This window comes from Klebsiella sp. P1954, assembly GCF_018199955.1.
Taxonomy (GTDB): Bacteria; Pseudomonadota; Gammaproteobacteria; order Enterobacterales; family Enterobacteriaceae; genus Klebsiella; species Klebsiella pneumoniae.
In genome coordinates this window covers 1,065,983-1,091,416 of record NZ_CP073373.1, presented here as the reverse complement: position 1 = coordinate 1,091,416, position 25,434 = coordinate 1,065,983, and the positions used below count along the sequence as shown (strand labels likewise).

Annotated in this window: 23 protein-coding genes, 1 tRNA gene and 2 pseudogenes; 15 read left to right on the top strand and 11 right to left on the bottom strand. The window is 56.6% G+C overall.

The window, feature by feature from the left end:
• Positions 1–5 precede the first annotated feature (5 nt).
• The gene (gene yccS / locus KB890_RS05475) at positions 6–2,141 is read right to left on the bottom strand and encodes a YccS family putative transporter (protein WP_004147856.1); all 2,136 of its coding nucleotides are present in this window, start codon (positions 2,139–2,141) and stop codon (positions 6–8) included.
• 17 nt (positions 2,142–2,158) lie between these two features.
• A complete protein-coding gene (locus KB890_RS05470) occupies positions 2,159–2,605 on the bottom strand; it encodes a YccF domain-containing protein (RefSeq protein WP_002898425.1) in 447 nt (148 codons plus the stop codon).
• A gap of 124 nt (positions 2,606–2,729) precedes the next feature.
• On the opposite strand from KB890_RS05470, the gene helD reads away from it, so the two are divergent.
• A complete protein-coding gene (helD, locus tag KB890_RS05465; protein WP_020324408.1) occupies positions 2,730–4,784 on the top strand; it encodes a DNA helicase IV in 2,055 nt (684 codons plus the stop codon).
• 11 nt (positions 4,785–4,795) lie between these two features.
• Here helD and mgsA read toward each other — a convergent pair whose 3' ends face one another.
• Positions 4,796–5,254: a methylglyoxal synthase gene (gene mgsA, locus KB890_RS05460; RefSeq protein ID WP_002898432.1), complete on the bottom strand. Its 459-nt coding sequence runs from the start codon at positions 5,252–5,254 to the stop codon at positions 4,796–4,798.
• A gap of 154 nt (positions 5,255–5,408) precedes the next feature.
• Here mgsA and KB890_RS05455 point away from each other — a divergent pair, with 154 nt between their 5' ends.
• The gene (locus KB890_RS05455) at positions 5,409–5,822 is read left to right on the top strand and encodes a CoA-binding protein (protein ID WP_004144085.1); all 414 of its coding nucleotides are present in this window, start codon (positions 5,409–5,411) and stop codon (positions 5,820–5,822) included.
• Between the two features lie 30 nt (positions 5,823–5,852).
• On the opposite strand, the gene hspQ is transcribed toward KB890_RS05455, so the two are convergent.
• Both hspQ and rlmI read right to left on the bottom strand, forming a co-directional pair.
• Positions 5,853–6,170 (bottom strand): heat shock protein HspQ, encoded by a 318-nt coding sequence (gene hspQ, locus KB890_RS05450; RefSeq protein ID WP_002898441.1) that lies wholly within the window; start codon positions 6,168–6,170, stop codon positions 5,853–5,855.
• A gap of 59 nt (positions 6,171–6,229) precedes the next feature.
• Complete coding sequence (rlmI, locus tag KB890_RS05445; protein ID WP_020324398.1) at positions 6,230–7,432, bottom strand: 23S rRNA (cytosine(1962)-C(5))-methyltransferase RlmI; 1,203 nt, start codon at positions 7,430–7,432, stop codon at positions 6,230–6,232.
• A 190-nt stretch (positions 7,433–7,622) separates the two neighbouring features.
• Between rlmI and KB890_RS05440 the strand changes: the two genes are divergently transcribed.
• The 3 genes from KB890_RS05440 to yccX are packed head-to-tail and all read left to right on the top strand — an operon-like array spanning position 7,623 to position 9,313.
• Complete coding sequence (locus KB890_RS05440) at positions 7,623–8,177, top strand: YbhB/YbcL family Raf kinase inhibitor-like protein (protein ID WP_020324397.1); 555 nt, start codon at positions 7,623–7,625, stop codon at positions 8,175–8,177.
• Positions 8,178–8,194: 17 nt separating this feature from the next.
• A complete protein-coding gene (locus tag KB890_RS05435; RefSeq protein ID WP_004183586.1) occupies positions 8,195–8,983 on the top strand; it encodes an AraC family transcriptional regulator in 789 nt (262 codons plus the stop codon).
• Between the two features lie 48 nt (positions 8,984–9,031).
• Positions 9,032–9,313 (top strand): acylphosphatase, encoded by a 282-nt coding sequence (gene yccX / locus KB890_RS05430; protein WP_004150835.1) that lies wholly within the window; start codon positions 9,032–9,034, stop codon positions 9,311–9,313.
• On the opposite strand, the gene tusE is transcribed toward yccX, so the two are convergent.
• Complete coding sequence (gene tusE, locus KB890_RS05425) at positions 9,310–9,639, bottom strand: sulfurtransferase TusE (protein WP_002898457.1); 330 nt, start codon at positions 9,637–9,639, stop codon at positions 9,310–9,312. The two genes, yccX and tusE, sit on opposite strands and share 4 nt — an antisense overlap.
• An 88-nt stretch (positions 9,640–9,727) precedes the next feature.
• Entirely contained in the window at positions 9,728–10,387 is a 660-nt protein-coding gene (gene yccA / locus KB890_RS05420) for an FtsH protease modulator YccA (protein ID WP_002898458.1), read from the bottom strand.
• A 269-nt stretch (positions 10,388–10,656) separates the two neighbouring features.
• On the opposite strand from yccA, the gene KB890_RS05415 reads away from it, so the two are divergent.
• The 4 genes from KB890_RS05415 to KB890_RS05400 all read left to right on the top strand — a co-directional run bounded on the left by KB890_RS05415 (position 10,657) and on the right by KB890_RS05400 (position 15,652).
• The gene (locus KB890_RS05415) at positions 10,657–12,309 is read left to right on the top strand and encodes an ABC transporter substrate-binding protein (RefSeq protein WP_022631251.1); all 1,653 of its coding nucleotides are present in this window, start codon (positions 10,657–10,659) and stop codon (positions 12,307–12,309) included.
• 119 nt (positions 12,310–12,428) lie between these two features.
• Positions 12,429–12,516 (top strand) — tRNA-Ser (locus KB890_RS05410).
• A gap of 303 nt (positions 12,517–12,819) precedes the next feature.
• Positions 12,820–15,246, top strand: coding sequence for a glycogen/starch/alpha-glucan phosphorylase (locus KB890_RS05405; RefSeq protein ID WP_020324392.1), 2,427 nt, complete (start codon positions 12,820–12,822; stop codon positions 15,244–15,246).
• A gap of 64 nt (positions 15,247–15,310) precedes the next feature.
• Complete coding sequence (locus tag KB890_RS05400; RefSeq protein ID WP_004179242.1) at positions 15,311–15,652, top strand: STAS domain-containing protein; 342 nt, start codon at positions 15,311–15,313, stop codon at positions 15,650–15,652.
• Positions 15,653–15,695: 43 nt separating this feature from the next.
• Here the strand turns inward: KB890_RS05400 and KB890_RS27545 are convergent.
• Positions 15,696–16,457 (bottom strand): annotated as a pseudogene (locus tag KB890_RS27545) (EAL domain-containing protein); the annotation flags it as partial.
• A gap of 162 nt (positions 16,458–16,619) precedes the next feature.
• A pseudogene (locus tag KB890_RS27540) lies at positions 16,620–17,231 on the bottom strand (CSS-motif domain-containing protein); the annotation flags it as partial.
• 414 nt (positions 17,232–17,645) lie between these two features.
• Here KB890_RS27540 and KB890_RS05390 point away from each other — a divergent pair.
• The 5 genes from KB890_RS05390 to KB890_RS05370 all read left to right on the top strand — a co-directional run bounded on the left by KB890_RS05390 (position 17,646) and on the right by KB890_RS05370 (position 23,214).
• Positions 17,646–18,343, top strand: a protein-coding gene (locus KB890_RS05390; RefSeq protein WP_095033700.1) for an IS1-like element IS1B family transposase whose coding sequence is annotated in 2 segments (ribosomal slippage) — positions 17,646–17,895 and positions 17,895–18,343 — 699 coding nt in all. Because the reading frame shifts where the segments join, the coding sequence is not laid out codon by codon here.
• 64 nt (positions 18,344–18,407) lie between these two features.
• Positions 18,408–19,424 carry an iron ABC transporter substrate-binding protein gene (locus tag KB890_RS05385; RefSeq protein WP_004179245.1) on the top strand — a complete coding sequence of 339 codons (1,017 nt, stop codon included), beginning with the start codon at positions 18,408–18,410 and terminating at the stop codon, positions 19,422–19,424.
• A 21-nt stretch (positions 19,425–19,445) separates the two neighbouring features.
• Positions 19,446–21,020, top strand: coding sequence for an ABC transporter permease (locus tag KB890_RS05380; RefSeq protein ID WP_022631252.1), 1,575 nt, complete (start codon positions 19,446–19,448; stop codon positions 21,018–21,020).
• A gap of 1 nt (position 21,021) precedes the next feature.
• Positions 21,022–22,050 carry an ABC transporter ATP-binding protein gene (locus tag KB890_RS05375; protein ID WP_020324400.1) on the top strand — a complete coding sequence of 343 codons (1,029 nt, stop codon included), beginning with the start codon at positions 21,022–21,024 and terminating at the stop codon, positions 22,048–22,050.
• A 243-nt stretch (positions 22,051–22,293) separates the two neighbouring features.
• Positions 22,294–23,214 carry a GGDEF domain-containing protein gene (locus tag KB890_RS05370; RefSeq protein WP_020806235.1) on the top strand — a complete coding sequence of 307 codons (921 nt, stop codon included), beginning with the start codon at positions 22,294–22,296 and terminating at the stop codon, positions 23,212–23,214.
• Here the strand turns inward: KB890_RS05370 and KB890_RS05365 are convergent.
• A complete protein-coding gene (locus tag KB890_RS05365; RefSeq protein WP_004183598.1) occupies positions 23,211–24,044 on the bottom strand; it encodes a helix-turn-helix transcriptional regulator in 834 nt (277 codons plus the stop codon). The genes KB890_RS05370 and KB890_RS05365 overlap by 4 nt on opposite strands.
• 261 nt (positions 24,045–24,305) lie before the next feature.
• Between KB890_RS05365 and KB890_RS05360 the strand changes: the two genes are divergently transcribed.
• On the top strand, positions 24,306–25,073 hold the full coding sequence (locus KB890_RS05360) for a phytanoyl-CoA dioxygenase family protein (RefSeq protein WP_004179258.1): 768 nt from the start codon (positions 24,306–24,308) through the stop codon (positions 25,071–25,073).
• Between the two features lie 13 nt (positions 25,074–25,086).
• Here the strand turns inward: KB890_RS05360 and KB890_RS05355 are convergent, their stop codons facing one another.
• A complete protein-coding gene (locus KB890_RS05355) occupies positions 25,087–25,428 on the bottom strand; it encodes a PTS fructose-like transporter subunit IIB (protein WP_004179260.1) in 342 nt (113 codons plus the stop codon).
• Positions 25,429–25,434: the final 6 nt, after the last annotated feature.

The window sequence follows — 25,434 nt, the reverse complement described above, 5'->3', positions numbered from 1 at the left end:
CCTTGTTATTCGGTTTGGGCGTGGACCCGTTGCTGCAGGCGGCAGATTTCAGGCAGCAGCGCCAGCAGCAGGCCAATCTGCTGTAAGACCAAGGGTTCCTTACTGTCCGCGCGCGGTTCCAGATGATGGATCCGGCTTTGCAGGCTGTTCAAAGCCTGTTGCACCCGCTGTTCATCCGCGGGGGTATGATGCAAGGCGTCATCCACATAACAGACTGCATCATCCAGCAGGGCGAGGATTTCCGGCGTGGACAGTTTTTCCCGATGCGCGCCAAGAGCGGAGATGTAGCTGGTGAACGTGTGGTTAAGGCATAGCAGACGAAAGGCGGTTTCTCGCTGGGTGGCATCCGCGCGTGGTTCAGTCGATAAGTTCGAGACGACGGAGGCCAGCTCAGCATCACGGTTGTAGGCGTCACGACGCGCGACACGGTAGGCCAGCCGGTTGTCGCGGCCCTGATGATACTGCTCCAGAATCGCGTCCAGATAGCGGCAGTTCGCGTTCATTGCCCGGTCCAGCACCCGCGGCAGGTTGCGGAATTTCCAGTCCGGCCAGATGAAGCTGACCGCTGCCCAGGCGATGGCACAGCCGATCAGCGTATCAATGATACGCGGCAGCGCGACTTCAAAGCCCTCGCCAAGCAGGTTAAAGCACAGCAGCACCAGCAGCGTAATAAACATCGTGGCATGGGCGTACTGCACGTTACGGAAGGCAAAAAACAGCACGCCGGTCAGGACGATCAACAGCAGTTGCCCTTCAACAGAGGGAACCAGCAGCAGGACCGGCAGGCCGATCGCCACCCCAACCAGCGTGCCGATAATCCTTAGCGCCAGGCGATGGCGGGTGGCGCTATAGTTCGGCTGACAGACGAACAGGCTGGTTAGCAGGATCCAGTAGCCATGCTGGAGCCCGGTAAACTGGATAAAGGCATAGCCGGCGCAGAGCACCAACGACATACGTACTGCGTGGCGGAAAAGGGCCGACTCTGGCGACATATTGCGCTGCAGGCGCAGCCAGATATCGCTCAGACCGCCGAGTCTGTCGTCGGCCAGCAGCGTCTCGGTATTACTCCCGGCAGGCGCGGTGGTTTGCACCGATTCAATGGTGGCCAGCTGAGCATCGATAGCGCGCAGGTTATTCAGTAAATACCCTAGGGCGTTGAGCTGCTCGTCGGATGCGCCGCCGGCGCGCACGCGCTCAAGTGCCGCATCGAGATGCATGAACGCCCGTTCAAAATGGGCATCATGCTGATAGGGTTCGCGTAACAGAATCGCCCGCGACAGTTTCTGGCAGGCCTGCGCCTGCATCGAAAGCATTCGCTGGAAACGGAACATCACATCGCTATAGCGAAATTGATCGCGTAGGGTTTGATACTGAATATGCGATGAGCTGGCGCGTTCATGAATATCCTGGGCCACAAAGTAGTACTGCAGGGTGCGGCGGGTGCCGCGCTGGCCCCGATCGCCTCGCAGTCGGGTTAGCAGCGAGACCTTGGTTTGGTTAAGCGTAGCTACCAGCTGGCCATTAGCGAGCGCCAGATCGTACAGCGGCGCCTGGCTCTCATCCTCAAGGTCAGGATCAAACAGCCGGGATTTGAGCTCAAGATAGCGGGCCAGTTGCTCATAGCTACGCGCCAGGTTGTCCTGCAATGGACGAATCGGAAAGATCAGGTGCCCGGACAGCGTCAGCAGGTTGTACCACACTGCCCCCGCCAGCAGGAACAACGGCTGCAGATACCAATGATCGTACAGCGTGACGCCGAGCATGGTGTAGATGGCGATAAGCAGGGCGCCGAAGGCAATGGTCGCATAGCGCTGACCGAGGCCGCCAAGCAAAATAAAGCCGATGGTAGACACGGTTAAACCAAGGGCAAACAGCGGCGGCCACGGAAACAGCAGCTCCACGGAGGCGGAGGCGATAAAAAAGCAAACCAGAGTAATGGCAAGATTACGCAGACGGCCAGCCAGACGGTCGTCAAGGTCGGTCAGAGCCGCAGCCACGACGCCGAGGGTGAGGGGGATGGTCAGTTTGACTTCGCCGATCCACCAGGGAAACAGCGTTGTGCCGCAGAGCGCGATAAAAATTCGTACGTTATAAAGCCAGGCGCTGTTCCAGGTGTAGCGGCGTAGCAGGGGGCTAATCATGTCCGTGTTCCGTTCGGTTACTGAAAGCGACGACGCGCATTGGCTTCACGCGCAGCACGCGCGGTTTCCACAGAAACGACCCGGCGACCCACCGGCCAGAGGGCGATGGCGGCGATTTTGAAATTCGCGATCCCCACCGGGATGCCTATGATAGTCAGGCACTGAGCTATACCGCTGAAAATGTGCATCAGGCAGAGCCACCAGCCGAAAAAAATGAACCACAGAATGTTCAGAACGGTACCGCCGGCGTTCAGTAGACCGTTTTTGCGCCCCGGCTCGAGCTCGTCAACATGAATCGCCTCGTTACCGTAGGGAAATAACGAAAGGCGAGTGATTTCCCAGCAGGAACGAGTCAGCGGCAGCGTGACAATCAGAATGATGCTGACCAGGGTGGCGAGTAGCCAGCCTAGAGTGGTGGCGAAACCGCCAAGGATAAAGTTCAAAATATTCAGAATGGTACGCATAAAGCCTCGGTTTTGCCCGGTGGATAATAAGACCTGATGATTGTAACGTTTTTTTGCGCTGGAGCACCTGGTCCGGGGCGGTTAAACTGAAAAACAATCCACCCTGATTGAAAATCGACATTATATGGAACTTAAAGCGACAACATTGGGCAAACGCATGGCTCAGCACCCTTATGATCGGGTGCAGCTACTGAACGCCGGGGTAAAAGTTTCCGGCGATCGTCATGAGTATCTTATCCCTTTCAATCAGTTATTGTCAGTGCATTGTAAGCGCGGTCTGGTCTGGGGCGAACTGGAGTTTGTGCTACCGGACGGGAAAGTCGTGCGTTTGCACGGTACCGAGTGGAGCGAAACGCAGCGCTTTTATCATCATTTACATACGCTCTGGCAGCAGTGGAGCACGGAGATGAGCGATATCGCCGCCGGCGTGCTGAAGCAGCAGCTGGCGACGATCGAGCACACTCGCGCAGAAGGCAAGTGGCTAACCCGTCAGCAGGTGGCGGATGTTCAGGATAATATACGCCATGCGTTGACTGGTTTGCCGATGCCCACCAGTCGGCTTGATGCCTTTGATAACTGCCGGGAGCTGTGGCGGGAGTGTCAGCGCTGGTTAGGCGATATTGAAGCGACGCGTCTGGCCCATAACCAGGCCTTTACCGAGGCGATGCTGGAGCAATATCGCGAATTTTTTGATAGCGTTGAGTCGTCCCCGCTCAATGCGTCACAAGCGCGTGCGGTAGTGAACGGCGAGCGCTCCCTGCTGGTGCTGGCGGGAGCGGGCAGCGGTAAAACCTCGGTGCTGGTGGCGCGAGCGGGCTGGCTGCTGGCGCGGGGAGAAGCCGCGGCAGATCAAATTTTGCTGCTGGCATTCGGCCGCCAGGCGGCGCAGGAAATGGATGAGCGGATCCGCGAGCGTCTGGCATCAGATGATATTACCGCGCGTACTTTCCATTCGCTGGCGTTGCATATTATTCAGCAGGGCAGCAAAAAAGTGCCCACTATCAGTAAGCTGGAAAGCGATACTGCGGCCCGCCACGCATTGCTGCTGAAAAGCTGGCAAAAGCAGTGCCAGGAGAAAAAAGCGCAGGCGAAAGGTTGGCGCCTGTGGCTGGAAGAAGAGATGGGCTGGCAACTGCCGGAGGGGGACTTCTGGCAGGACAAAAAGGTGCAGCGGCGGATGGCCAGCCGGCTTGACCGCTGGGTGAGCCTGATGCGCATGCACGGCGGCTCCCAGGCGGAGATGATTGCCGGGGCGCCGGAAGCGGTACGCGACCTGTTCAGTAAACGGGTGAAGCTGATGTCGCCTCTGATGAAAGACTGGAAGGCGGCGCTCAAGGCCGAGAATGCGGTCGATTTTTCCGGCCTGATCCATCAGGCGGTCAATATTCTCGATAAAGGCCGCTTCGTCAGCCCATGGAAACACATTCTGGTGGATGAATTTCAAGATATTTCGCCGCAGCGAGCCTCGCTGTTGGCCGCGTTACGCCGGCAGAATAGCCAAACCACGCTCTTTGCCGTCGGGGATGACTGGCAGGCGATCTATCGGTTCAGCGGGGCGCAGCTTTCTCTGACCACCGCATTCAACCACTACTTTGGCGAAGGGGATTGCTGTGCGCTGGATACCACCTATCGCTTTAACGGGCGTATCGGCGAAATAGCCAATGGCTTTATCCAGCAAAATCCGCATCAGTTAAGCAAACCGCTGAACAGCCTTACGGCAGGTGATAAAAAGGCCGTCACGCTGTTAGCCGACGACAAGCTGGACGATCTTCTGGATAAGCTGAGCGGTTACGTTAAGCCCGAGCAGCGCATCCTGCTGCTTGCCCGTTATCACCATCTGAAGCCTGAGGCGCTCAACAAAGCGGCGACGCGCTGGCCGCACCTGCAGCTTGATTTTATGACCATTCATGCCAGCAAAGGTCAGCAGGCTGACTTTGTCATTGTGTTGGGACTGCAGGAGGGGGAGGATGCGTTTCCGGCCCCGGCGCGCGAGTCGATTATGGAGCAGGCGCTCCTGCCGCAGCCGGAAGATTTTCCGGATGCGGAGGAGCGTAGACTGTTGTACGTGGCGCTCACCCGCGCTCGTCACCGGGTATGGCTGTTATTTAACAAGGCGCAACCTTCGCCGTTTGTCGAGATCCTGCAGGCGCTGGATGTGCCCGTGGCCAGGAAGCCGTAATCGCGGCTCGATTATTTCAGGCGCTCGGCAAGATAGCGTGGATAATCCGGGATCAGAATATCGAGCGGTTGACCGAAGTGCGGCGACTGGATAATAAAGTCAGCGGTGGAGACGTTAGTGGCGACCGGAATGTTCCAGACGGTGGCCAGGCGCAGCAACGCTTTGACATCCGGGTCGTGGGGAACGGCGTTCAGCGGATCCCAGAAGAAGATCAGCACGTCGATTTTGCCTTCTGAAATCAGGGCACCCACCTGCTGGTCGCCGCCCATCGGACCGCTTAGCATGGCATTAACCTCCAGGCCGGTAGCCCGGGAGACGAGATTACCGGTAGTGCCGGTAGCATACAAAATATGTTGCGCCAGCAGCGCCTGATGGCGAGCAACCCATTTCATCAGCATATCTTTGCAGTGATCGTGAGCCACCAGCGCGATATGTTTTTGCGCAGGCAGGGTACGTGTTGTCAGTTCCATATTTTCATTCCACATTTTGACCTGCAAACAGATTACTGAATGTGGCTGTCGCTGCAAGCATCGGGGATGAAAATTTTGCTGAATCTGTGGGTTAGGCTGGATGGCCCCCTGCTGCGGATTAGCATACACTTAGGTGAAATAGCAGGAGGAAACCATGAAAGAGAATGATATTGCTGGCATCCTGACCTCGACACGGACGATTGCGCTGGTCGGAGCCAGCGACAAGCCTGACCGTCCGAGCTACCGGGTCATGAAGTATCTGCTGGATCAGGGGTATCACGTTATCCCGGTTTCGCCGAAGGTGGCGGGCAAGACGCTGCTGGGACAGCAGGGGTATGCGACGCTCGCCGACGTTCCGGAAAAGGTCGACATGGTTGATGTCTTCCGTAATTCAGAAGCGGCGTGGGGCGTAGCGCAGGAAGCGATAGCCATCGGCGCGAAAACGCTATGGCTGCAGCTGGGGGTGATCAATGAGCAGGCTGCGGTGCTGGCCAGGGAAGCCGGATTGAGCGTAGTGATGGATCGCTGCCCGGCCATTGAACTACCGCGACTAGGGTTGGCGAAATAAAATAAAACCCCGCGTTAGCGGGGTTTTATTTTAGTTGCGAAGGCGCGGAGCCTGCAGCTGCTGACGAATCGTTTTGGCCAGTTCGTCAAGGGACGGCTGTTCCGGGTGTTCGTCGCGGGTTTCGCTGCTCAGCTGCGCTTCTGCCAGATAGGTGTGAATCGGCTGGCCATCATCATCTTCCATCACCACATGGTACCAGGGCGCCGCGCGCAGTTCGTCATTGGCGGCAATTTCATCCTCTTCCGGCTCCGCGAGCGAATACTCGGGATCGACATCGACGATGACGCCCAGGTAGCCCAAGAGCGTATGGCGGACCTGTTGGCCGATACCGAATTTGCTGGCTATCATAGGCACCTCCTGGGAAACATGAATACTCCCTATATGAGGCTCATGTTTCGTTTTTCAAGTTACATGACGCGACAGGCAAACCCCTTCAGATACAGCCCTTCCGGGTAGGTTGCGATCACCGGGTGGTCGGCAGCCTGACGGAACTGTTCTATAAATTGTACATCACGCCCGGCATCAATTGCGGCATCGGCGATGATTTTCTGAAATAAATCGGTGGTCATCAGCCCGGAGCAGGAGAATGTCAGCAGCACGCCGCCGGGGTTCAGCAGCTGGATCGCCAGCATATTGATATCTTTATAGCCGCGGCAGGCGCCCATCAGCTGGCTTTTATTTTCCACGAACTTCGGCGGATCCATCACGATCACGTCGAATTTCTCTCCCTGATCGCGGTATTTGCGCAGCAGTTTGAACACGTCGTCGCGCACAAATTCCGCTTTGGACAGATCCAGTCCGTTGATCTCCACGTTCTGGCGGGCAACGTCGAGCGCCTCCTGCGAGGTATCCACGCTGGTGACCTGGCGGCAGCCGCCCATCAGCGCCGACACCGCAAAGCCGCCGGTGTAGGAGAAGCAGTTCAGCACCCGTTTATCCGCGACATAGCGGCGGGTGGCCAGGCGGCTGTCGCGCTGGTCGAGGTAGTAGCCGGTCTTGTGCCCGCCCTGGATATCGACCAACAGCTTCATGCCGTGCTCGGTGATCGGCAGCAGCGCCGGGGGCAGTTCGCCCACCACCGGCCCCTGGGCCAGCTCCAGTCCCTCTTTTTTACGCACGGCGACATCGCTGCGATCGTAAATGGCGCAGTCCGGGAACAGGTTCTGCAGGGCGCTGATGATGGCGGCGCGCTGGTATTCGGCGCCTGCGCTGAGCAGCTGCAGCACGAAAAAGTTGCCAAAGCGGTCGATAGTGACGCCCGGCAGGCCATCGGACTCGCCGGCGATCAGGCGGTAGCTGTCGAGGCCATCGCGCTCGGCCAGCCAGGCACGCCAGGTTTGCGCCTGCTGCAGACGGCGTTCAAAGAAGGCGCTATCGATGTCTTCATTGCGGTCGAAGGTCCACACGCGGGCGCGGATCTGCGACGACGGCGAGTAAGCGCCGCGGGCCAGCCATTTTCCCTGATGGTCAACGATATCGATGGTTTCACCGCTGCGGGCTTTACCTTCCATGCGGGCGACGCCGCCGGAGAATATCCACGGATGGCGACGCAGCAGGGATTTCTCGCGTCCTTTGGCTAACACTAAGCGGGGGAATAGGGAATCTGTCATGGGGCTACCTTTAAGCAACGGGAATGTCGGCACCGAAAAATGGCGCGTAGATTAGCACACCTGGCGCACGCAAGCATCTTTCGCCCGGCAGGCACAGGTGAGCGTTTCGGCACAAAATGCAGGCGCTTCGGCACATTCAGCTGGTGCGGACTCTCATACCCTGTTTTCTCACCCCAACGAGGAGCAGACGATGAAAACAGGTATCCGCATGGCTGTGGCGATGGTAACGGCTGTGAGCAGCGGCGCGATGGCCGCGCCGTTTAGCGTAAGCAGCAATGATATGCGTGACGGGCAGCCGCTGGCCCAGCAGCACTGGTTTGCCGGTTTCGGCTGTACCGGAGGCAATGTCTCTCCGCAGCTGGCATGGAAAAACGCCCCGGCGGGTACGCGCAGCTTCGCGGTCACCGTCCGGGATCCCGATGCGCCTACCGGCAGCGGCTGGTGGCACTGGACGGTGGTCAATATCGCCAGCAGCGTCTTTTCGCTGCCCGCTGGCGCGGGAGATAAAAACAGCGCTACACTGCCGGGCGGAGCGATCCAGGGCCGCAACGATTTTGGCTATGCCGGCTTCGGCGGCGCCTGTCCGCCGGCGGGAGATAAACCGCACCGCTATCGCTTTACGGTATGGGCGCTGGATGTCCCCACGCTGCCGGTGGATGCCGGGGCCAGCGGGGCGCTGGTCGGCTATCTGTTACATAGCCATGCTCTCGCCAGCGCACAGTTGACGGCGATGGCCGGGCGTTAAAATAAAAGGTCGGTCTGATGGAGAGTATCCACTTTCAGCATAACGCCTTAACCGCGGCGGAGATCACCACCCGACGGCTATGCAGACTGCATCGCGTGCGGCTGTTCTCCCCGGCGCTCTGTCGGGTGAAACGCGGCAGCAAAGTGATTGTGCAAGGGGAGAGCCGGGTGCTGGCGACTCCGCAACAGCTGATTGTTTTGCCAGCTGACGTGGAACTGGAGGTGATTAACCAGCCGGAGAATGGCCTCTTTTGCTCCGATCTGCTATCGCTGACGCCCGAGCTGCTGACGAGGTTTAAGACTCGTTATCTCAGCGAACCACCGCCAGGGCGCCTGACCTCGCTCTGCGCACCGGTGACGACAGAGCTGGCGTTTATGTGGCAAAGCGTTCTGCAGGCGGTGCGGGAGGGATTGTCCGTCGCGCTGCAGCAGCACCAGACCATGGGGCTGCTGCTGGCCCTGCATGAGGCTGGCTATGCGGGCCCGCTGCTCGTCGAGCGGCAGCAGGATCTGTCGGCGCAGGTGCGGCAGCTGATTATGCTGTCGCCGGCGCAGGCATGGAGCGTGTCGCGGGTGGCGAAAATGCTCTTTCTCGGCGAGTCCACGCTGCGCCGTCGGCTGCAGCAGGAATCGCAGAGTTTTCGCCAGATCGTCGAGGAGGTGCGGATGGCCCACGCCCTGGGGCAGCTGCAGACCACCTCGCGGCCAATAGGCGAAATTGCGCAGAACAGCGGATATCAGTCGGGATCGCGCTTTACCGCGCGCTTCCGTCAGCATTATGGTTTACTGCCGAAGCATGTACGCTGAGCGAATTTGCTATCCTCAGCGTATAGCGTGAGCGAAAAGGAGATGATTATGGCCAGTATCTGCACAATGGCATGGGTTTACGGTTCGGTTCAGGGCGTGGGATTTCGCTATTCCACGCAGCGGGAAGCGCTGCAGCTGGGGGTGACCGGTTATGCCCGTAATCTGGATGACGGCGGGGTGGAAGTGCTTGCCTGCGGCGAGGCGGAGCAGGTAGAAAAACTCATCGCCTGGCTGAAAGCCGGGGGGCCGCGCAGCGCGCGGGTTGACCGAGTGTTAACCGAGCCCCATCAACCCACCCGCAGCTGGGACAAATTCGCGATCCTCTATTAGATGCACTTCACCGGCTTCGGCAAGCCGGCGATTTTAGTCGCCTGTTTGGCGGGTCCTTTCGGGAACAGGCGATAGAGATAGCGGCTGTTGCCTTTCTCTTCGCCAAACTTGTTGGCCATCGCCTTGACCAGCATACGGATCGCCGGAGAGGTGTTAAATTCAAGGTAAAACTCGCGCACAAAGCGCACTACTTCCCAGTGTTCAACGGCGAGCGTTATCCCTTCCTGCGCGGCAATGACTTCCGCCATCGCCTCGCTCCACTGGGTGGTATCTTTCAGATAGCCTTCGCTATCCGTTTCAATTTCGTTGCCTTCAAAAATAAACATGATTTTTCACATACCGCCTGAAACTGGCCGCAGTGTAGCAAAAAAAAAGGCCCCGCATAAGCGAGGCCTCTGTTAAGCAGGGGAGCGGTTAGTCCCGGCTGGCGAAGCCCAGGATGCTCAGCAGGCTGACAAAGATGTTGTACAGCGAGACATACAGACTGACCGTCGCGCGGATATAGTTGGTTTCACCGCCGCGGATAATGTTGCTGGTCTCGAACAGGATGGCGCCCGAAGAGATCAGGATGAACACCGCGCTAATCGCCAGGTGCAGCGCCGGCAGCTGCAGGAACAGGTTAGCGACCATACCAATCAGGACGACCACCACGCCGGCCATCAGCATCCCGCCAAGGAATGACATGTCTTTACGCGTCGTCAGCACATAGGCCGAGCAGCAGAAGAAGACCAGCGCCGTGCCGCCCAGCGCCAGGCCGATTAAATCGCCCATGCCGGCAGAAAGATACGCGTTCAGCATCGGCCCAAGGATATAGCCGAGGAACCCGGTGAAGGCGAAGGCGGAAATAATCCCGGTGGGTTTATTCGCCGTTTTGTAGGTCAGGAACATCAGACCGTACATCCCCACGAGGGTCAAAATGAGACCCGGCGAAGGGAGCATCAGCACTGTGCTGGCGGTGGCGGTGATAGCGGAAAACGCCAGCGTCAGGCTGAGCAGGAAGTAGGTGTTACGCAGAACCTTGTGCGTGCTGAGCAGCGAGGAACGGTCACGCGATGATGTAATTATGCGATCCATGAGTCACTCTCTTATGACAGATGTAATTAGGGATAAAGAATAAGAAAAACAAGCGTGAAGCCCTAATGCTTTTACCCATCTTTACTTAGTTTTTACCGCTTTTGCCTGGCATAAAATTCTATATAGATAGGGAAAAGCGATATATTTTCGCTTTTCGCGTCGCTGAGCCGATCGAAATCTTATAGGTCACTGAAATATATTGCCTTATTGCAGTTCTGCGACTAAGTGTGGAAGAGGGGGATTACCCCGTACGTCAAAGGCAAAGGGAAATGACATTACACAAAAAAAATCACATCACCCGAACACTCCTGGCTGTCAGTATGCTGGCTATGAGCGGCGGGGCGCTGGCGGCGCAGGTGCCGCCGGGCACCCAGCTGGCGGAAAAGCAGGAGCTGGTCAGAAATAACGGCAGTGAACCTGCCTCACTCGATCCGCATAAAGTCGAGAGCGACATTGAATTCAACATCATTAGCGATCTCTTTGAAGGACTGGTCAGCGTGACGCCTGCGGGGGCGATCCAGCCCCGACTGGCGGAGCGCTGGGAAAACAAGGACAACCTGTTATGGACCTTTCATTTACGCCCCGGTCTGACCTGGTCTGACGGCACGGCCATCACGGCGCAGGATATCGTCTGGAGCTGGCAACGGCTGGTCTCGCCGGCAACAGCCTCCCCCTACGCGAGCTACCCTGGCAATATGCATATCGCCAACGCCCGCGAGATTGCCCTCGGGCAAAAGGGACCCGAGACGTTGGGGGTGAAAGCGCTGAACGACACCACGCTGCAGGTCACTCTGACCCAGCCGAATGCCGCCTTCCTGGCGATGCTGGCGCACCCTTCGCTGGTACCGATCGACAAAGTGCTGGTGGAGCGGTATGCCGATAAATGGACCCGACCAGAGCATATCGTCACCAGCGGCCCGTATAAGCTGTCCCAATGGGTGGTGAATGAGCGGCTGGTGGCTGAACGTAATGCAAAGTACTGGGATAATGCGCATACCGTTATTAATAAAGTGACTTACCTGCCAATCTCTTCGGAGGCCGCTGATGTCAACCGCTACAAAGCAGGGGAGATTGATATTGTCTATACGGTGCCGATCAATCAGTTTGCGCAGTTGCAGAAAACCATGGGCGACCAGCTGGACGTTTCGCCGCAGCTGGCGACCTATTACTACGAATTCAATACTACCCGGCCGCCGTTTAACGACGCCCGTGTGCGTCGCGCGCTGAATATGGCGCTTGATAAAGATATCATTGCCGGAAAAGTGCTTGGCCAGGGCCAGCGCCCGGCCTGGCTGATCGGTCAGCCGGATATCGGCGGCGTGACGCTGCATAACCCGGACTACGCCAGCTGGCCGCGTGAGAAACGGATTGCCGAGGCGAAAAAACTGCTGGCGCAGGCGGGGTATGATGAAAGCCATCCGCTGGTCTTTACCCTGCTCTATAACACCTCTGAGTCGCACCAGCGTATCGCCATTGCCGCCAGCTCTATGTGGAAGAAAAACCTCGGCGTCGAGGCGAAGCTACAGAACCAGGAGTGGAAGACGATGCTGGATACCATGCATACGCATAACTTCGACGCCGTCCGCTACGCGTGGATTGCCGACTACGACGATGCCGCCACCTTCCTCAATACTTTCCGTACCGGGGATAGCGAGAACACCAGTCAGTACAGCAACCCTGCTTACGACGCGGCGCTGCGCAACGCGGCGCAAGCCTCCGACGTGGCGACCCGGGGCAAATACTATCAGCAGGCGGAAGATCTGCTGGCGCAGGATGTTCCCGCCATTCCGGTCTATCACTATGTACGTACCCATCTGGTGAAACCTTGGGTAGGGGGCTTCACGCCGGATAAGCTGGGGTATTACTACACCAAAGACATGTACATTAAAAAACACCCATCCGCCAGCGGCGATGGGCGTTGATTTTCTGTGCAAACTGCCTGAAATTCAGACGAATAACACAAAATTGTTTGTTTTTAAGACAGTTGATCAAAATGATGCTTTACAGCATCCGCCGAGGTGTTTATAGTGCGCCTCACACCGGAAGTGTGGCCGAGCGGTTGAAGGCACCGGTCTTGAAAACCGGCGACCCGAAAGGGTTCCAGAGTTCGAATCTCTGCGCTTCCGCCATATAAAAGAAGGGGTTACCGAAAGGTAACCCCTTTTTGCTTTTACCTGTAGCCGTCCTGACTGCACTTCACCTTCACCTCCCGACTCCGCAAACCCGCCATGTCTGTAGTGTTATCGCTGGCGAAAAGGTGACGATCAATCCATTGCAAATGGTTGTTATTTTAATTATTCAGCCTCTTTTTATAAACGGCAATGGTGCTGAGGAATAAAAACCATGCGGTAAAATATCTTCGTCTATACTTGGAAAAATGATGATTTACCTGCCATGGTTTTTACGCAGATACAGAGACCAGAGAGGTCAGCATGCCTGACATTAACCCGCAAAATATCAAAGAATTACGGGCGTTGGTTGAACAGCAATTACAGTACACATTGTGTGTTAGCTTAAATAAAGCTACGCATGGCGATATTTTTAACGCGGTGGCGCTGGCCATTCGTCATTTTCAACAGGACCATTTTTTGTTGAGCCAGAAGCGGCAACGTGAAGAACGTAAAAAGCGCGTTTACTATCTGTCGATGGAGTTTTTACTGGGACAGTCGCTGCGTAATAACCTTTTGAATATGAATTTACTGGCGGAGATGCACCAGGTGGTGAATGACCTGGGGTTTGATCTTGACCACCTTCTTGACGAAGAGCCCGACGCCGCGCTGGGTAACGGAGGGTTAGGGCGCTTAGCCGCCTGTTTTATCGATTCGATGGCCACCCTTGATATTGCCGCATCCGGGCATGGCATCAAATACGAATATGGTCTTTTTCGCCAATCCTTTCAAAATGACCAGCAGATCGAGCATCCGGATGACTGGCATTCCATGCACTCCCCGTGGCTGGTCGAACATCACGCTCAGCAAATCCTGATCCCGCTGGGAGGCTATATTGAACACAGCGAAGATGTTGATGGCAATTACAATCCAATGTGGCTGGGCTGGAAAACGATTATCGGTATACCCCATGACTATTTCGTTTCCGGTTACCGGGATACGACGACCAACAAGCTGCGGCTTTATAGCGCGGTGGCCTCTGACTCCTTTAATATCCATATTTTCAATCGCGGTGATTATATCAAGGCGGTGAGTGATAAAATCGCGTCGGAGAATATTTCAAAAATACTCTATCCATCCGATGAGGTGCTGACCGGAAAAGAGCTGCGGCTGACGCAAGAGTATTTTCTGGTGGCCTGTACGCTGCGGGATATATTTCGCGACTATGCCGAGGTTAATGACGATATTACTTTCCTGCCGCAGCATGTGGCGATTCAGCTGAATGACACCCATCCGGCATTAGCGGTGGTGGAGCTGATGCGTATCCTCGTCGATGAATACCGGCTGCCCTGGGAGCAGGCGTGGGAGATAACGCAAAACACCTGTGCCTACACGAATCATACGTTGATGCCGGAAGCGCTGGAGACCTGGCCGGTGACGCTGTTTGAAAAACTGCTGCCGCGTCATTTGCAAATTATATTTGAGATCAACCATCGTTTCCTTGAAGAGGTGGCCCGGCGCTGGCCGGATAAAAATCATCTGTTATCTTCGCTGTCTTTAATCGACGAACATCACGATAAGCAAATCCGTATGGCCAATCTGGCGATTGTCGGTAGCCATCGCGTGAACGGGGTAGCATGGCTGCATTCGGAACTGGTCAAGAAACAACTGGTGCCCGACTTCTATTTTATGACCCCGGAGAAATTCATTAATCAGACCAACGGCGTCACGCCGCGACGCTGGGTGCAGCAGGCTAACCCCGGCCTGGCCGCTTTTTTGCACCAACAGCTGGGGGAAGGGTGGCCAACCGATTTACCCTTGCTGTCCAGTCTGGAAAGCCTGGCCGATGATACTGCTGTTATTGATAATATCCGGGCCATTAAATTTGCCAACAAAACCGCGCTCAGCCAGCTGGTCGCTCAACGCTATGGCATCGTCCTCGATCCGCTGGCGATGTTTGATTGTCAGGTCAAACGTATTCATGAATATAAGCGTCAGTTGCTCAATATTCTTCATGTGATCGCGCTTTACCTGGATATCAAAGAGACAGGGAAAACTATCGCGCCTAAGGCGCATTTGTTTGCGGGTAAAGCGGCGCCGGGCTATCGGATGGCGAAGCTGATTATTCAGTTGATTAATACCGTCGCCCGGAAAATTAACCGCGACCCGCAGGTCGCCGGACAGCTTAAAGTGGTTTTTCTCGAAGATTACAAAGTCTCGCTGGCGGAAAAAATCATTCCGGCCACAGACCTCTCCGAGCAAATTTCCACCGCCGGGACCGAGGCGTCCGGCACCAGCAATATGAAGTTTGCCATGAACGGCGCGTTAACCATCGGCACCTATGATGGGGCGAATATCGAAATTCGCGAGGCCGTGGGGATCGATAATTTTTATCTGTTTGGCGCCGTGGCGGAAGAGATTGAAGAGAGCCGGCGCCTTGGGCATCACCATAATTTCTATCATCAGAACCCGGCTATGGCGCGTGTTGTCGATACCCTCGTGTCTGGGTTGTTCACCAGCGATCGTGAGCTGTTTGCACCCCTTCACCACATGTTGACTGAGGGCGATCATTACTGTCATTTACTGGATTTCGACAGCTATTGCCAGGCGCAGCAGCAGGCGATGATCGATTTTGAACAGCCGGAACAATGGCACCGTCAGGCCTTACTCAATATTTGCCGGATGGGCGAATTTTCCAGCGACAGAACCATACGTGGCTACGCCCGGGATATTTGGGGTATCACCAGCTAAAGAGCGAACACGCCGGGCTAAAAAGGGACTCGTCGACGAATATCAGTCACTATTGAGGATGAGCATGAACGTTGAATTACACACCGAGCAGGGCGTAAAAATTATTGTGCCACTGGTGCGCCGACTGGATGCTTCCGTCGTGCAGGCGTTTAAGCAGCAGGTTCTGGAGGCTATCGATCCGGATACCAAAAATGTGCTGCTGGATCTGAGTCACGTCGATTTCATTGACAGTAGCTGTCTTGGCGCGCTGGTATCCATTCTGAAAAGCGTCAATGGTCAGGGCGAGCTGGCGCTGTGTTCGCTCAATGACACGATTAAAAACCTGTTTAAGCTCACCCGTATGGATCGCATCTTTGCCATTAAGGAGACCCGACAGGATGCGTTAAACGCGTTCACCTCGTTATAACGTTTATGCGGTCAGGGTTGCCAGCGGGTTAGGGAGCGCCCGCTTATTGTTCGATAATCCGCGCCTTCGGTTTGCTCAGCAGGAGCATCACCAGCGCGACGTAGGGCATCGGCTTCCAGAAATAATAGCCCTGCAGCAGATGAATATTCTGGCGATTAAGATATTCCAGTTGGGCCTGGGTTTCGACGCCCTCGGCAATGATGCGCAGTGACAGCGTCCGGGCCATCTCTATCACGCAGTCCAGCAGCTTGCTTGACGGCGCCTCCCCGGTTACCCGGCCGACAAAACTCTGATCGATTTTGATATAGTCGAAAATCAGCTCGTGGAGACAGGAAAGCCCGGAATAGCCGGTGCCAAAGTCGTCCAGCGCGATGGAAAACCCGCGGGAGTGTAACGTATTGAGCTTGTCCACGACCGCGTCGTTGAGCAACAGCGGCTCCTGCTCCGTGATCTCCAGCATCAGCTTCACCGCTTTCCCCTCAAAGCCGCGCTGATAGTGCAGGCAGTCATCGATAAACGACGGGGCGTTAATGTGTGACACGCTGATATTCAGGCCAATATGAAACCCATCCGGTAGTTTACTAAAGAGTGGTCTCATCTGCGCGTTGACCTGCGCCATCAGGCTGCGGGTTAGGGGAATAATTAAGCCGGTACGTTCGGCCAGCGGAATAAATTCCGCTGGCGAGCGCGATGGCGTCGTGCTGTTTTGCCAGCGGGCGAGAATTTCCACGCCGTATATCTCTCCGGTTTTCCCATTCACCAGCGGCTGATAGTAGGGAACGATATAGCCCTGATTGATGGCGTAGCGCAGTCTTTCCTCTTCAGAGGTATAAACATTGAGATATTTACGCATCAGGAAATAAAACAGCAGCGAAACTGAGAAAATAAAGATCAACAGACCGGAGCCATTATGGACTAAGCGGCCGGGGCTAAAGAAAAGTGAATCAGGGTAGGTAATGCGAAATGGATAGGCAGGTGAGGTAAAGACGCCCTGGTGTGGGTCAGCAGCCAGCGGCTTAACATCGCCATATCTGGCAATCATTTGGTTCTGCACCCAGAGTGCCAGCCCGTTGTTATCGGTATCGCTATATAGTGCATCACGCAGATGGATGTCGCTGATAGTGACAATCACCCGGATCGCCGCTACGCGCGCCTGATAGATCAGTACCGGCCGTTTATTGACCATCATTCTGGCCGGGAGCAGCAGCAGAGGTTCGTCAGGCAAAGACTCAGGGCTGAGCGTCAGGACCCGATTGCCGGGCAGGGACGAGCACCACACCTGGCCATCTTTTATCAGCAGAATGGTACGCAGGTGCGGCTGCAGGGCGGCTTCCGTTCCGAGCTGAAATTGACCCTGGCCGGAGCAACCACTGCGGCTAACGTTCAGCGCCGTGGCCGTCGCTTCACGAGCCTCATCCAGAATGGCTGCGATCTTTTTCGCCGCCTGACGGGCGGCGGCGACATGGGTGGCCTGGTCTGAATGCCACAATTGCCAGTTAATGACAAACACGCCAGCAAGAAATACCACCAGTGCCAGAGAAAAGGCAATCCATGCATTTCGCCGCTTTATCTCTTTCATTTATTTAGCGTGCTAAGGTAATTAGGCATAAAGGGAACCGTCCATCTGGCGTTAAAGGCTTTTCAATGATCGTAGAAGGGGGAAATCTTTCGCGATGATTGAGCATATTAAAAATATGATCCATATCACAATACCCACTGGCAAGGCCGCTTACCGCATGTAACAACGGCAGATTTTTCCACCGACAATAAAAAATCGAAATTTAATGTTTTCTTAATATAAATTCCGGTGCGGTATGTTTTTAAGCATTTTCCCATCCAGAGTGGTGCGCCGACGTTATTTTTTGCTTTTTTAAGTTTATGATAATTGTTTTCATTATCATTCTTTTTTTGCTGTGATTTAATCCTCTCCGCTCAGGCGGTGATGCTGCCAACTTACTGATTTAGTGTATGATGGTGTTTTTGAGGTGCTCCAGTGGCTTCTGTTTCTATCAGCTGTCCCTCCTGTTCAGCTACTGACGGGGTGGTGCGTAACGGCAAAAGCACCGCCGGACATCAGCGCTATCTCTGCTCTCACTGCCGTAAAACATGGCAACTGCAGTTCACTTACACCGCTTCTCAACCCGGTACGCACCAGAAAATCATTGATATGGCCATGAATGGCGTTGGATGCCGGGCAACCGCCCGCATTATGGGCGTTGGCCTCAACACGATTTTCCGCCATTTAAAAAACTCAGGCCGCAGTCGGTAACCTCGCGCATACAGCCGGGCAGTGACGTCATCGTCTGCGCGGAAATGGACGAACAGTGGGGATACGTCGGGGCTAAATCGCGCCAGCGCTGGCTGTTTTACGCGTATGACAGGCTCCGGAAGACGGTTGTTGCGCACGTATTCGGTGAACGCACTATGGCGACGCTGGGGCGTCTTATGAGCCTGCTGTCACCCTTTGACGTGGTGATATGGATGACGGATGGCTGGCCGCTGTATGAATCCCGCCTGAAGGGAAAGCTGCACGTAATCAGCAAGCGATATACGCAGCGAATTGAGCGGCATAACCTGAATCTGAGGCAGCACCTGGCACGGCTGGGACGGAAGTCGCTGTCGTTCTCAAAATCGGTGGAGCTGCATGACAAAGTCATCGGGCATTATCTGAACATAAAACACTATCAATAAGTTGGAGTCATTACCCGCTCAGGCTATTTACCGTTTATTGCCCTATTTCATTAAGGATGCGTTCATGAAATTTCGCTTATCGCCCCTCCGTACGGCAGCGCTGGTTGCCGCTTCTCTGTTTCTGGCGCCGCAGGGGATGGCGGCTGACGCTCAGAACGGGATTGTGGTTTACAACGCCCAGCACGAAAATCTGGTGAAGTCGTGGGTGGATGGATTCACCAAAGAGACCGGTATTAAGGTCACGCTGCGCAATGGCGATGACAGTGAACTGGGTAATCAGCTGGTTCAGGAAGGCTCCGCGTCGCCGGCCGATGTGTTTCTGACCGAGAACTCGCCGTCGATGGTGCTGGTCGATAATGCCAAACTTTTCGCCCCGCTGGATGCCGCCACCCTGCAGCAGGTTCCGGCGCAGTACCGTCCGCAGCATGGGCGCTGGATCGGCATTGCCGCGCGCAGCACCGTTTTTGTCTACAACCCGGCGAAAATCAGCGAGGCGCAGCTGCCGCATTCCCTGATGGATCTGGCAAAACCGGAGTGGAAAGGGCGCTGGGCGGCTTCGCCATCGGGGGCTGATTTCCAGGCTATCGTCAGCGCGATGCTGGCGCTGAAGGGTGAGCAGGCGACTCTCGACTGGCTGAAGGCGATGAAAACCAACTTTGTCGCTTACAAAGGCAATAGCACGGTGATGAAAGCGGTCAACGCCGGGCAGATCGACGGCGGGGTGATCTACCACTATTACCGCTTCGTCGATCAGTCAAAAACCGGCGAAAACAGCAAAAACACCCAACTGTATTACTTCAAACACCAGGATCCGGGCGCCTTCGTCAGCATTTCCGGTGGCGGTGTGCTGGCTTCCAGCAAACATAAAGCGCAGGCGCAGGCCTTTATTAAATGGATCACCGGCAAGCAGGGGCAGGATGCACTGCGCACCAATAACGCCTTCGAATATGCCGTGGGGGTAGATGCGGCCTCTAACCCGAAACTGACCCCGCTGAAAGATCTGGATGCACCGAAGGTAGAACCTTCCTCGCTGAACAGTAAAAAGGTCATTGAGCTGATGACGCAGGCTGGCCTGCTCTGATCCTGAGGAAGTGATGTTGCTATGTCTGTTCTGAGTTTGTCGCTCGGAAAGAAAACAGGACGCCTGCCCGAGCGCAGGCGTCCTGCATTTCCGATGGTGGCGTTAGCGCTGCTGTTTTCATTGCTGGCGCTGTTGCCGTTAGGGTTTGTGGTGGCGGTTGGGTTCGACACCGGCTGGCCGACCATTAAAGCGCTGGTCTTTCGTCCGCGGGTAGGGGAGCTGCTCAGCAATACCCTGTGGCTGACGGTGGTGGCGGTCCCCATCAGTATTGTGCTCGGCGTGACGCTGGCCTGGCTGACGGAACGTACTGCCCTTGCCGGTCGGCAGCTGTGGTCGGCGCTGGCGGTTGCCCCGCTGGCGATCCCGGCCTTTGTCCAGAGCTACGCCTGGGTCAGTGCCGTGCCTTCGCTGCATGGCCTCTCCGCCGGGGTGTTTCTCTCGGTGCTCGCCTACTATCCGTTTATTTATATGCCGGTGGCGGCCGTGCTGCGCCGCCTCGATCCCACCCTTGAAGATGTCGCCGCGTCGCTGGGCACGCCGCCGTGGAAAGTGTTCTTCCGGGTGGTGCTCCCGCAGCTGCGTCTGGCAATCTGCGGCGGTGCGCTGCTGGTGGCCCTGCATCTGCTGGCGGAATATGGCCTGTATGTGATGATCCGCTTCGATACCTTCACGACCGCTATTTACGATCAGTTCCAGTCGACCTTCAGCGGTCCGGCCGCCAATATGCTGGCAGGCGTGCTGGCCTTGTGCTGCCTGGCGATCCTGCTGCTGGAGAGCGCCTCACGCGGTAAAGCGCGTTACGCGCGTATCGGCGCCGGGGCGGCCCGCGAGCAGAAGCGGCTTGTGCTGGGTAAAGGGGCCGCTTTTGGCGCGCAGCTACTGCTTCTGCTGCTGGTGATGCTGGCGATGGGGGTTCCCTTACTGGTCCTGTGCCGTTGGCTATGGCTGGGCGGCATCGACAACTGGCTGCATGCCGATCTTTGGCATTCTCTGCGCCAGACCCTGCTCCTGGGGGCGGGCGGGGCGCTGCTGACAACGGTCTGCGCGATCCCCATCGCCTGGCTCGGCGTGCGCTACCCGCGTCCACTGTTTCGCCTGCTGGAGGGGTGTAATTACATCACCAGCTCGCTGCCCGGCATCGTCACCGCGCTGGCGCTGGTGACGGTCACCATCCACTACGCCCGTCCGGTGTACCAGACCGAAGTGACGCTGTTTCTGGCCTATCTGTTGATGTTTATGCCGCGAGCGCTGATTAACCTGCGCGCCGGTATCGCGCAAGCGCCGGTGGAGCTGGAAAACGTTGCCCGTAGTCTCGGACGCAGTCCGGCCCGCGCCCTGTGGAGTATCACTATGCGGCTTGCCGCGCCGGGCGCGGCTGCAGGTGCCGCGCTGGTGTTCCTTGGCGTCAGCAATGAGCTCACCGCCACACTACTGCTTTCGCCGTTAGGCACCCGCACCTTGTCGACCGGTTTCTGGGCGTTAACCAGTGAGATCGACTACGTAGCGGCGGCACCGTACGCGCTATTGATGATCGTCATTTCGCTGCCGCTGACCGCGGTTCTTTATATGCAGTCGAAAAAAATGGCAGGGTTGTAACATGCTGGAATTGTCTTCTATTTCGAAATCCTTCGCTGATGCGCTGGTCCTCGATAATCTCAATCTGACCGTAGCGCCGGGGAGCCGGACGGCCATTGTTGGTCCGTCCGGCTCGGGAAAAACCACGCTGCTGCGCATTCTCGCCGGTTTTGAAACGCCCGATCGCGGGCGGATCGTCATGCACGGTAAGTCTCTGTTTGCCGACGGTGTGTTTGTCCCCGCCCACCAGCGACGGATCGGCTATGTTCCGCAGGAAGGGGCGCTGTTTCCTCATCTTAATGTTGCGGACAATATCGCCTGGGGGCTCGACGCCAGCCGTGAGGAGAAGCGTCGCCGCGTGGGGGCGCTAATGGAGATGGTCGCCCTCGACGCTGGTCTGGCGAGTCACTGGCCACACGAAATTTCCGGTGGCCAGCAGCAGCGTGTTGCCCTGGCCCGCGCGCTGGCTCAGCAGCCGGCGCTGATGCTGCTGGATGAGCCGTTTTCTGCACTGGATACCGGGCTGCGCGCCAGCACACGCAAAGCGACGGCGGACCTGCTGGCCGAGACGGGGATCGCCTCGATTCTGGTGACTCATGACCAGAACGAGGCGCTGTCGTTCGCTACGCAGGTGGCGGTAATGCGTCAGGGGCGCTTCGCCCAGGTTGGAACCCCGCTGACGGTTTACTCGCAGCCGGTGGATGAAGAGACGGCGTTATTTCTTGGCGATGCCCTGATCCTCCCCGCATGCCTGAGCCCCGGCCGGGCAAGCTGCGCGCTGGGGGACCTGGCGACGGACGCACTGCATCCTGCTGGCGAAGGTAGGGTGATGCTGCGTCCGGAACAGCTGAGCGTCAGTGTGAGCGGGCCGCAGGAAAGTACCGCCATTATCCGCGATGTCGATTTCTCAGGCCAGCTTTCCACGTTGACGCTGTCGATGGCTGGGCACGAGCGGCCGATTGTCCTGCGAACCGTGAGCCAGCCGGCGTGGCAGCCCGGCGCGATGGTGAGACTGACGGTCAGCGGCAAGGCGCGAGTGTTTAGCGGCTAAACCCTGAGCAGGCGGCGCCGGCTATCGCCGGTGCCGCACAGAAAGCTAATCAGGCGGAGGATGAAGCCGATAGTATCCGCGCCACTGACCTCGTCGCCATGGAGTGGTAGTACGTTGGAACAATTCCGCGGGGTCAGTCCAGTTCCCGCCATTTTACCGAACCGTCGCTTTTTCATTCGTCCCTCTACGCTTAACTGTTATCCTGTCTCGCGATCGGCCCTGTTGTTACCATGAGACACCGCTATGCCTGAACTCCATACTCCTGCGAATCGCCCCGGCCCGGCCGCTGTGGCCCGGGTGACGCTCCTGCCTGCGCTGCTGATTATCATTGCTGTTGCTGCCGGCTGCGCCCTGGTGTCGCCTCCGGTCGGTACACGACACGAGATCCTGAATAACCCCGGCCTCTATATCGATCTGCTGGCGTTGTTGTTTCTGGTGTTTATGCTGTGGAGCTCGGCGAAGGTGCGGATGAGCCACATTGCCGTCAACTGGGTACGCTATGGGCTGCTGTTGTGGATTGCCGGCGGCACCTTTGACGTGATGGATGAGATCGTGGTTCAGCCGCGCTGGATGGGCTATTACTGCGAAGATCTGCTGCGCCTCTCCGGGATGCTGCTGACCGTGGTGGGGGTCTACAAAATTATTGAGCGAATCAATTTGCTGTACGTCGATGCGCGCTCGCAATCCCTGAAGGATGAACTGACCCAGTTACCCAACCGGCGTTTTTTCATTGATACCATTCGCGAGAAGTCCGGGCATGCGCTGGGACTCATGATTCTGGATATCGATTTTTTTAAGAAAATCAATGATAGCTGGGGCCACCTGGTGGGGGATGAAGTGTTATTTTCACTGGGGAAACAGCTGGCGAAACTAACCAGCGAGCAGGTCCAGCCGGCGCGGATCGGTGGGGAAGAGTTTGCCATTATCGTCGATGGCCTGTCGGAGCCCGAGCTGCACGCTCTGGCGCAGGCGATCCTTGCTAACGCCCGCACCATCCTGATCAATCATCAGACGCCGCTGTCGATCAGCATTGGCGTCGGAACCTGGCGGCCAGGCGAAGCGCAGGAGACGTTTATCCGTAAAGTCGACGAGGCGCTGTACAAGGCCAAGCATAACGGCCGCGGCCGCGTGGAGTGGGCGCCATCTGCCGGTGCGGCAGGTTAGGCCTGCTGCGCGCTACGGCAGTGTCGCCGATACTCCGATGGCGAGCGTTCTGTGTAGCGTTTAAAAACCCGACAAAAATAGTTGCTGTCGACAAAGCCGCAATTATGCGCAATCTCTTTCACCTTCAGGTCATAGCCGCGCAATAGCTGCTTCGCCTTTTCCAGACGGACACGGGTCAGATATTCATTAAATCCCACCGAGCCTGATTTCTGAAAAATATGCGAAAGATAGTTGGGCGTGATGTGAAAACGTTTGGCTACCGATTCCCGCGTCAGCGGTAGACTGAGATTTTCCTCGAGGTAGTCCTGGACGGCGAGAAACAGATCCCGGCTGCGGCTGACGCGCATCTCCAGCCCGACCAGCTGTTCACGACAATGACTCAGCAGCGCGGCAACCACCAGTCGCGCGGTCAGCGGATCGGGCTGCAGGCTGACTTCATTCAGGCTCAGCAACAGGTAGGAACCCACGCGCGGCCCAAGCCGGGAAACGCTCTGTTTTTCCGTGTGCAGGCTTTTTCCGTCCCAGCGCTGAATACTGAATCCCAGTTTCTGCCGACCAAACAGAATGCTCAGGGTAGTGGCCGGGCCGGTCCACTGCGGCAGCGTCCACTTCCCCGCCTGCACGTACAGTACCTGCAGCGTGGTTAACGTCGAGGCGGCCAGCGGCAGTCCCTGTTCATTCAGTTGGCCCTCCAGCACAATTTCCAGACGCGGAAACGGCACGTTGAAGGCGAGGGCAGGCACGGAGATATCCGGCTCAGGAAATCTCACCTGTAGGTGATCTTTTTGACCGATTAACCGATGCAGTATATCCGGCAGATCTTCAATCATTCTTTGCCCTCAGCATGCGCATTATCCTGTTGATGGTAATCTATTTTTTCCTTCCCGGCAGCGTTAGTTTAGCCATTTTGCGCAGCGGATTGCCGGCCAGCTGCAGCGCATGCATCGCCGGAAAAGAGATTGTTGATGTCCATCACACTTTGTGGGCTCGCGTACGTATGTCCAGTTTTTTGTAGCGCTCGCCTCGTGTCATGCCGCGGAGGGACCAGTAGAGTTTTTTTGTGTTATCAGAACGTTAAAAAGGAACGCAAAATGAACTCATCATCGGCTAACTTTCTCGATGCGTTAGGCGCCAGCCAGGCGCTCAGCGCGCAAATGAAACACGAGCTCGACACCCTCGGCTACACCGTCGTGCATAACGTCGTTGACGCCCAGTGGCTGAGCGAAATGCGCCTGCTCATTGACACCCTGGTTGAACGCGAAGGCGATAATCTGGCGATGGAGCACCATCAGGAGGCGACGGCGACGCGGATCGCTAACCTGATTAATAAGGGGGTTATCTGGGAGAAAGTCTGGTCACACCCGCTGATCCTCTCCGCTTGTCGCTATATCTTCAACGGGGATTTTAAAGTCTCCAGCCTGAACGCCCGCGAGGCGCTGTATAACGGCGGCCACCAGCCGCTGCACGCCGACTGGAAAAAGCCGCGCCCGGATTTTCCCAAAGTCCACCTGGTGAATACCATCTGGGCGATAGACGATTTGAGCGCCGCCAACGGTGCACCGCGGATCATTCCTGGTACCCACCTCCGCCCCGAGTTACCGGAGGAGGTGCTGGCCGACCCGGAACAGGCCCATCCCGATGAGATTGTGTTTGCCGCGCCGGCCGGCAGCGTGATGATCTACAACGCCCACGCCTGGCACGGCGGCACCCGTAATCGTGAAGGCAGCAGACGACGCGTACTGCATGGGTTATATATCGATCGTGCGGATACGCCGCAGCAGGACCAGCGGCGCTGGCTCACGCCGGAGACGGCAAGTCGCCTGACGCCGGCGCAAAAGTGGCTGCTGGATGTAGAATAAGGCCTGTTGCCGGTCAGGGAAGTTCTACATAGACGACCGGCTTTTTCATGATGCTTTTCACGGCCTCGACGATCTGCTGCGGCTGCAGCAGGAAGCTCTTGATACTGGTTTTAATCGTCCGCAGGCCGCGAAAGCGATGAGGGTCGTCGATTTCGATATCCGTCACCAGCAGCACCACTTCGGCGCGGGCGATATCTTCCGCGGTGATCCGATTTTCTACGCCGAGCGCCCCCTGGGTTTCCACCTTCAGGTGCCATTTTTCATGATGACCGACCTTTTCCAGTCGTTCGGCGGCCATGTAGGTATGCGCCACGCCGCTGACGCAGGCGGTGACGGCGACAATATTGAAGTCCATAACATC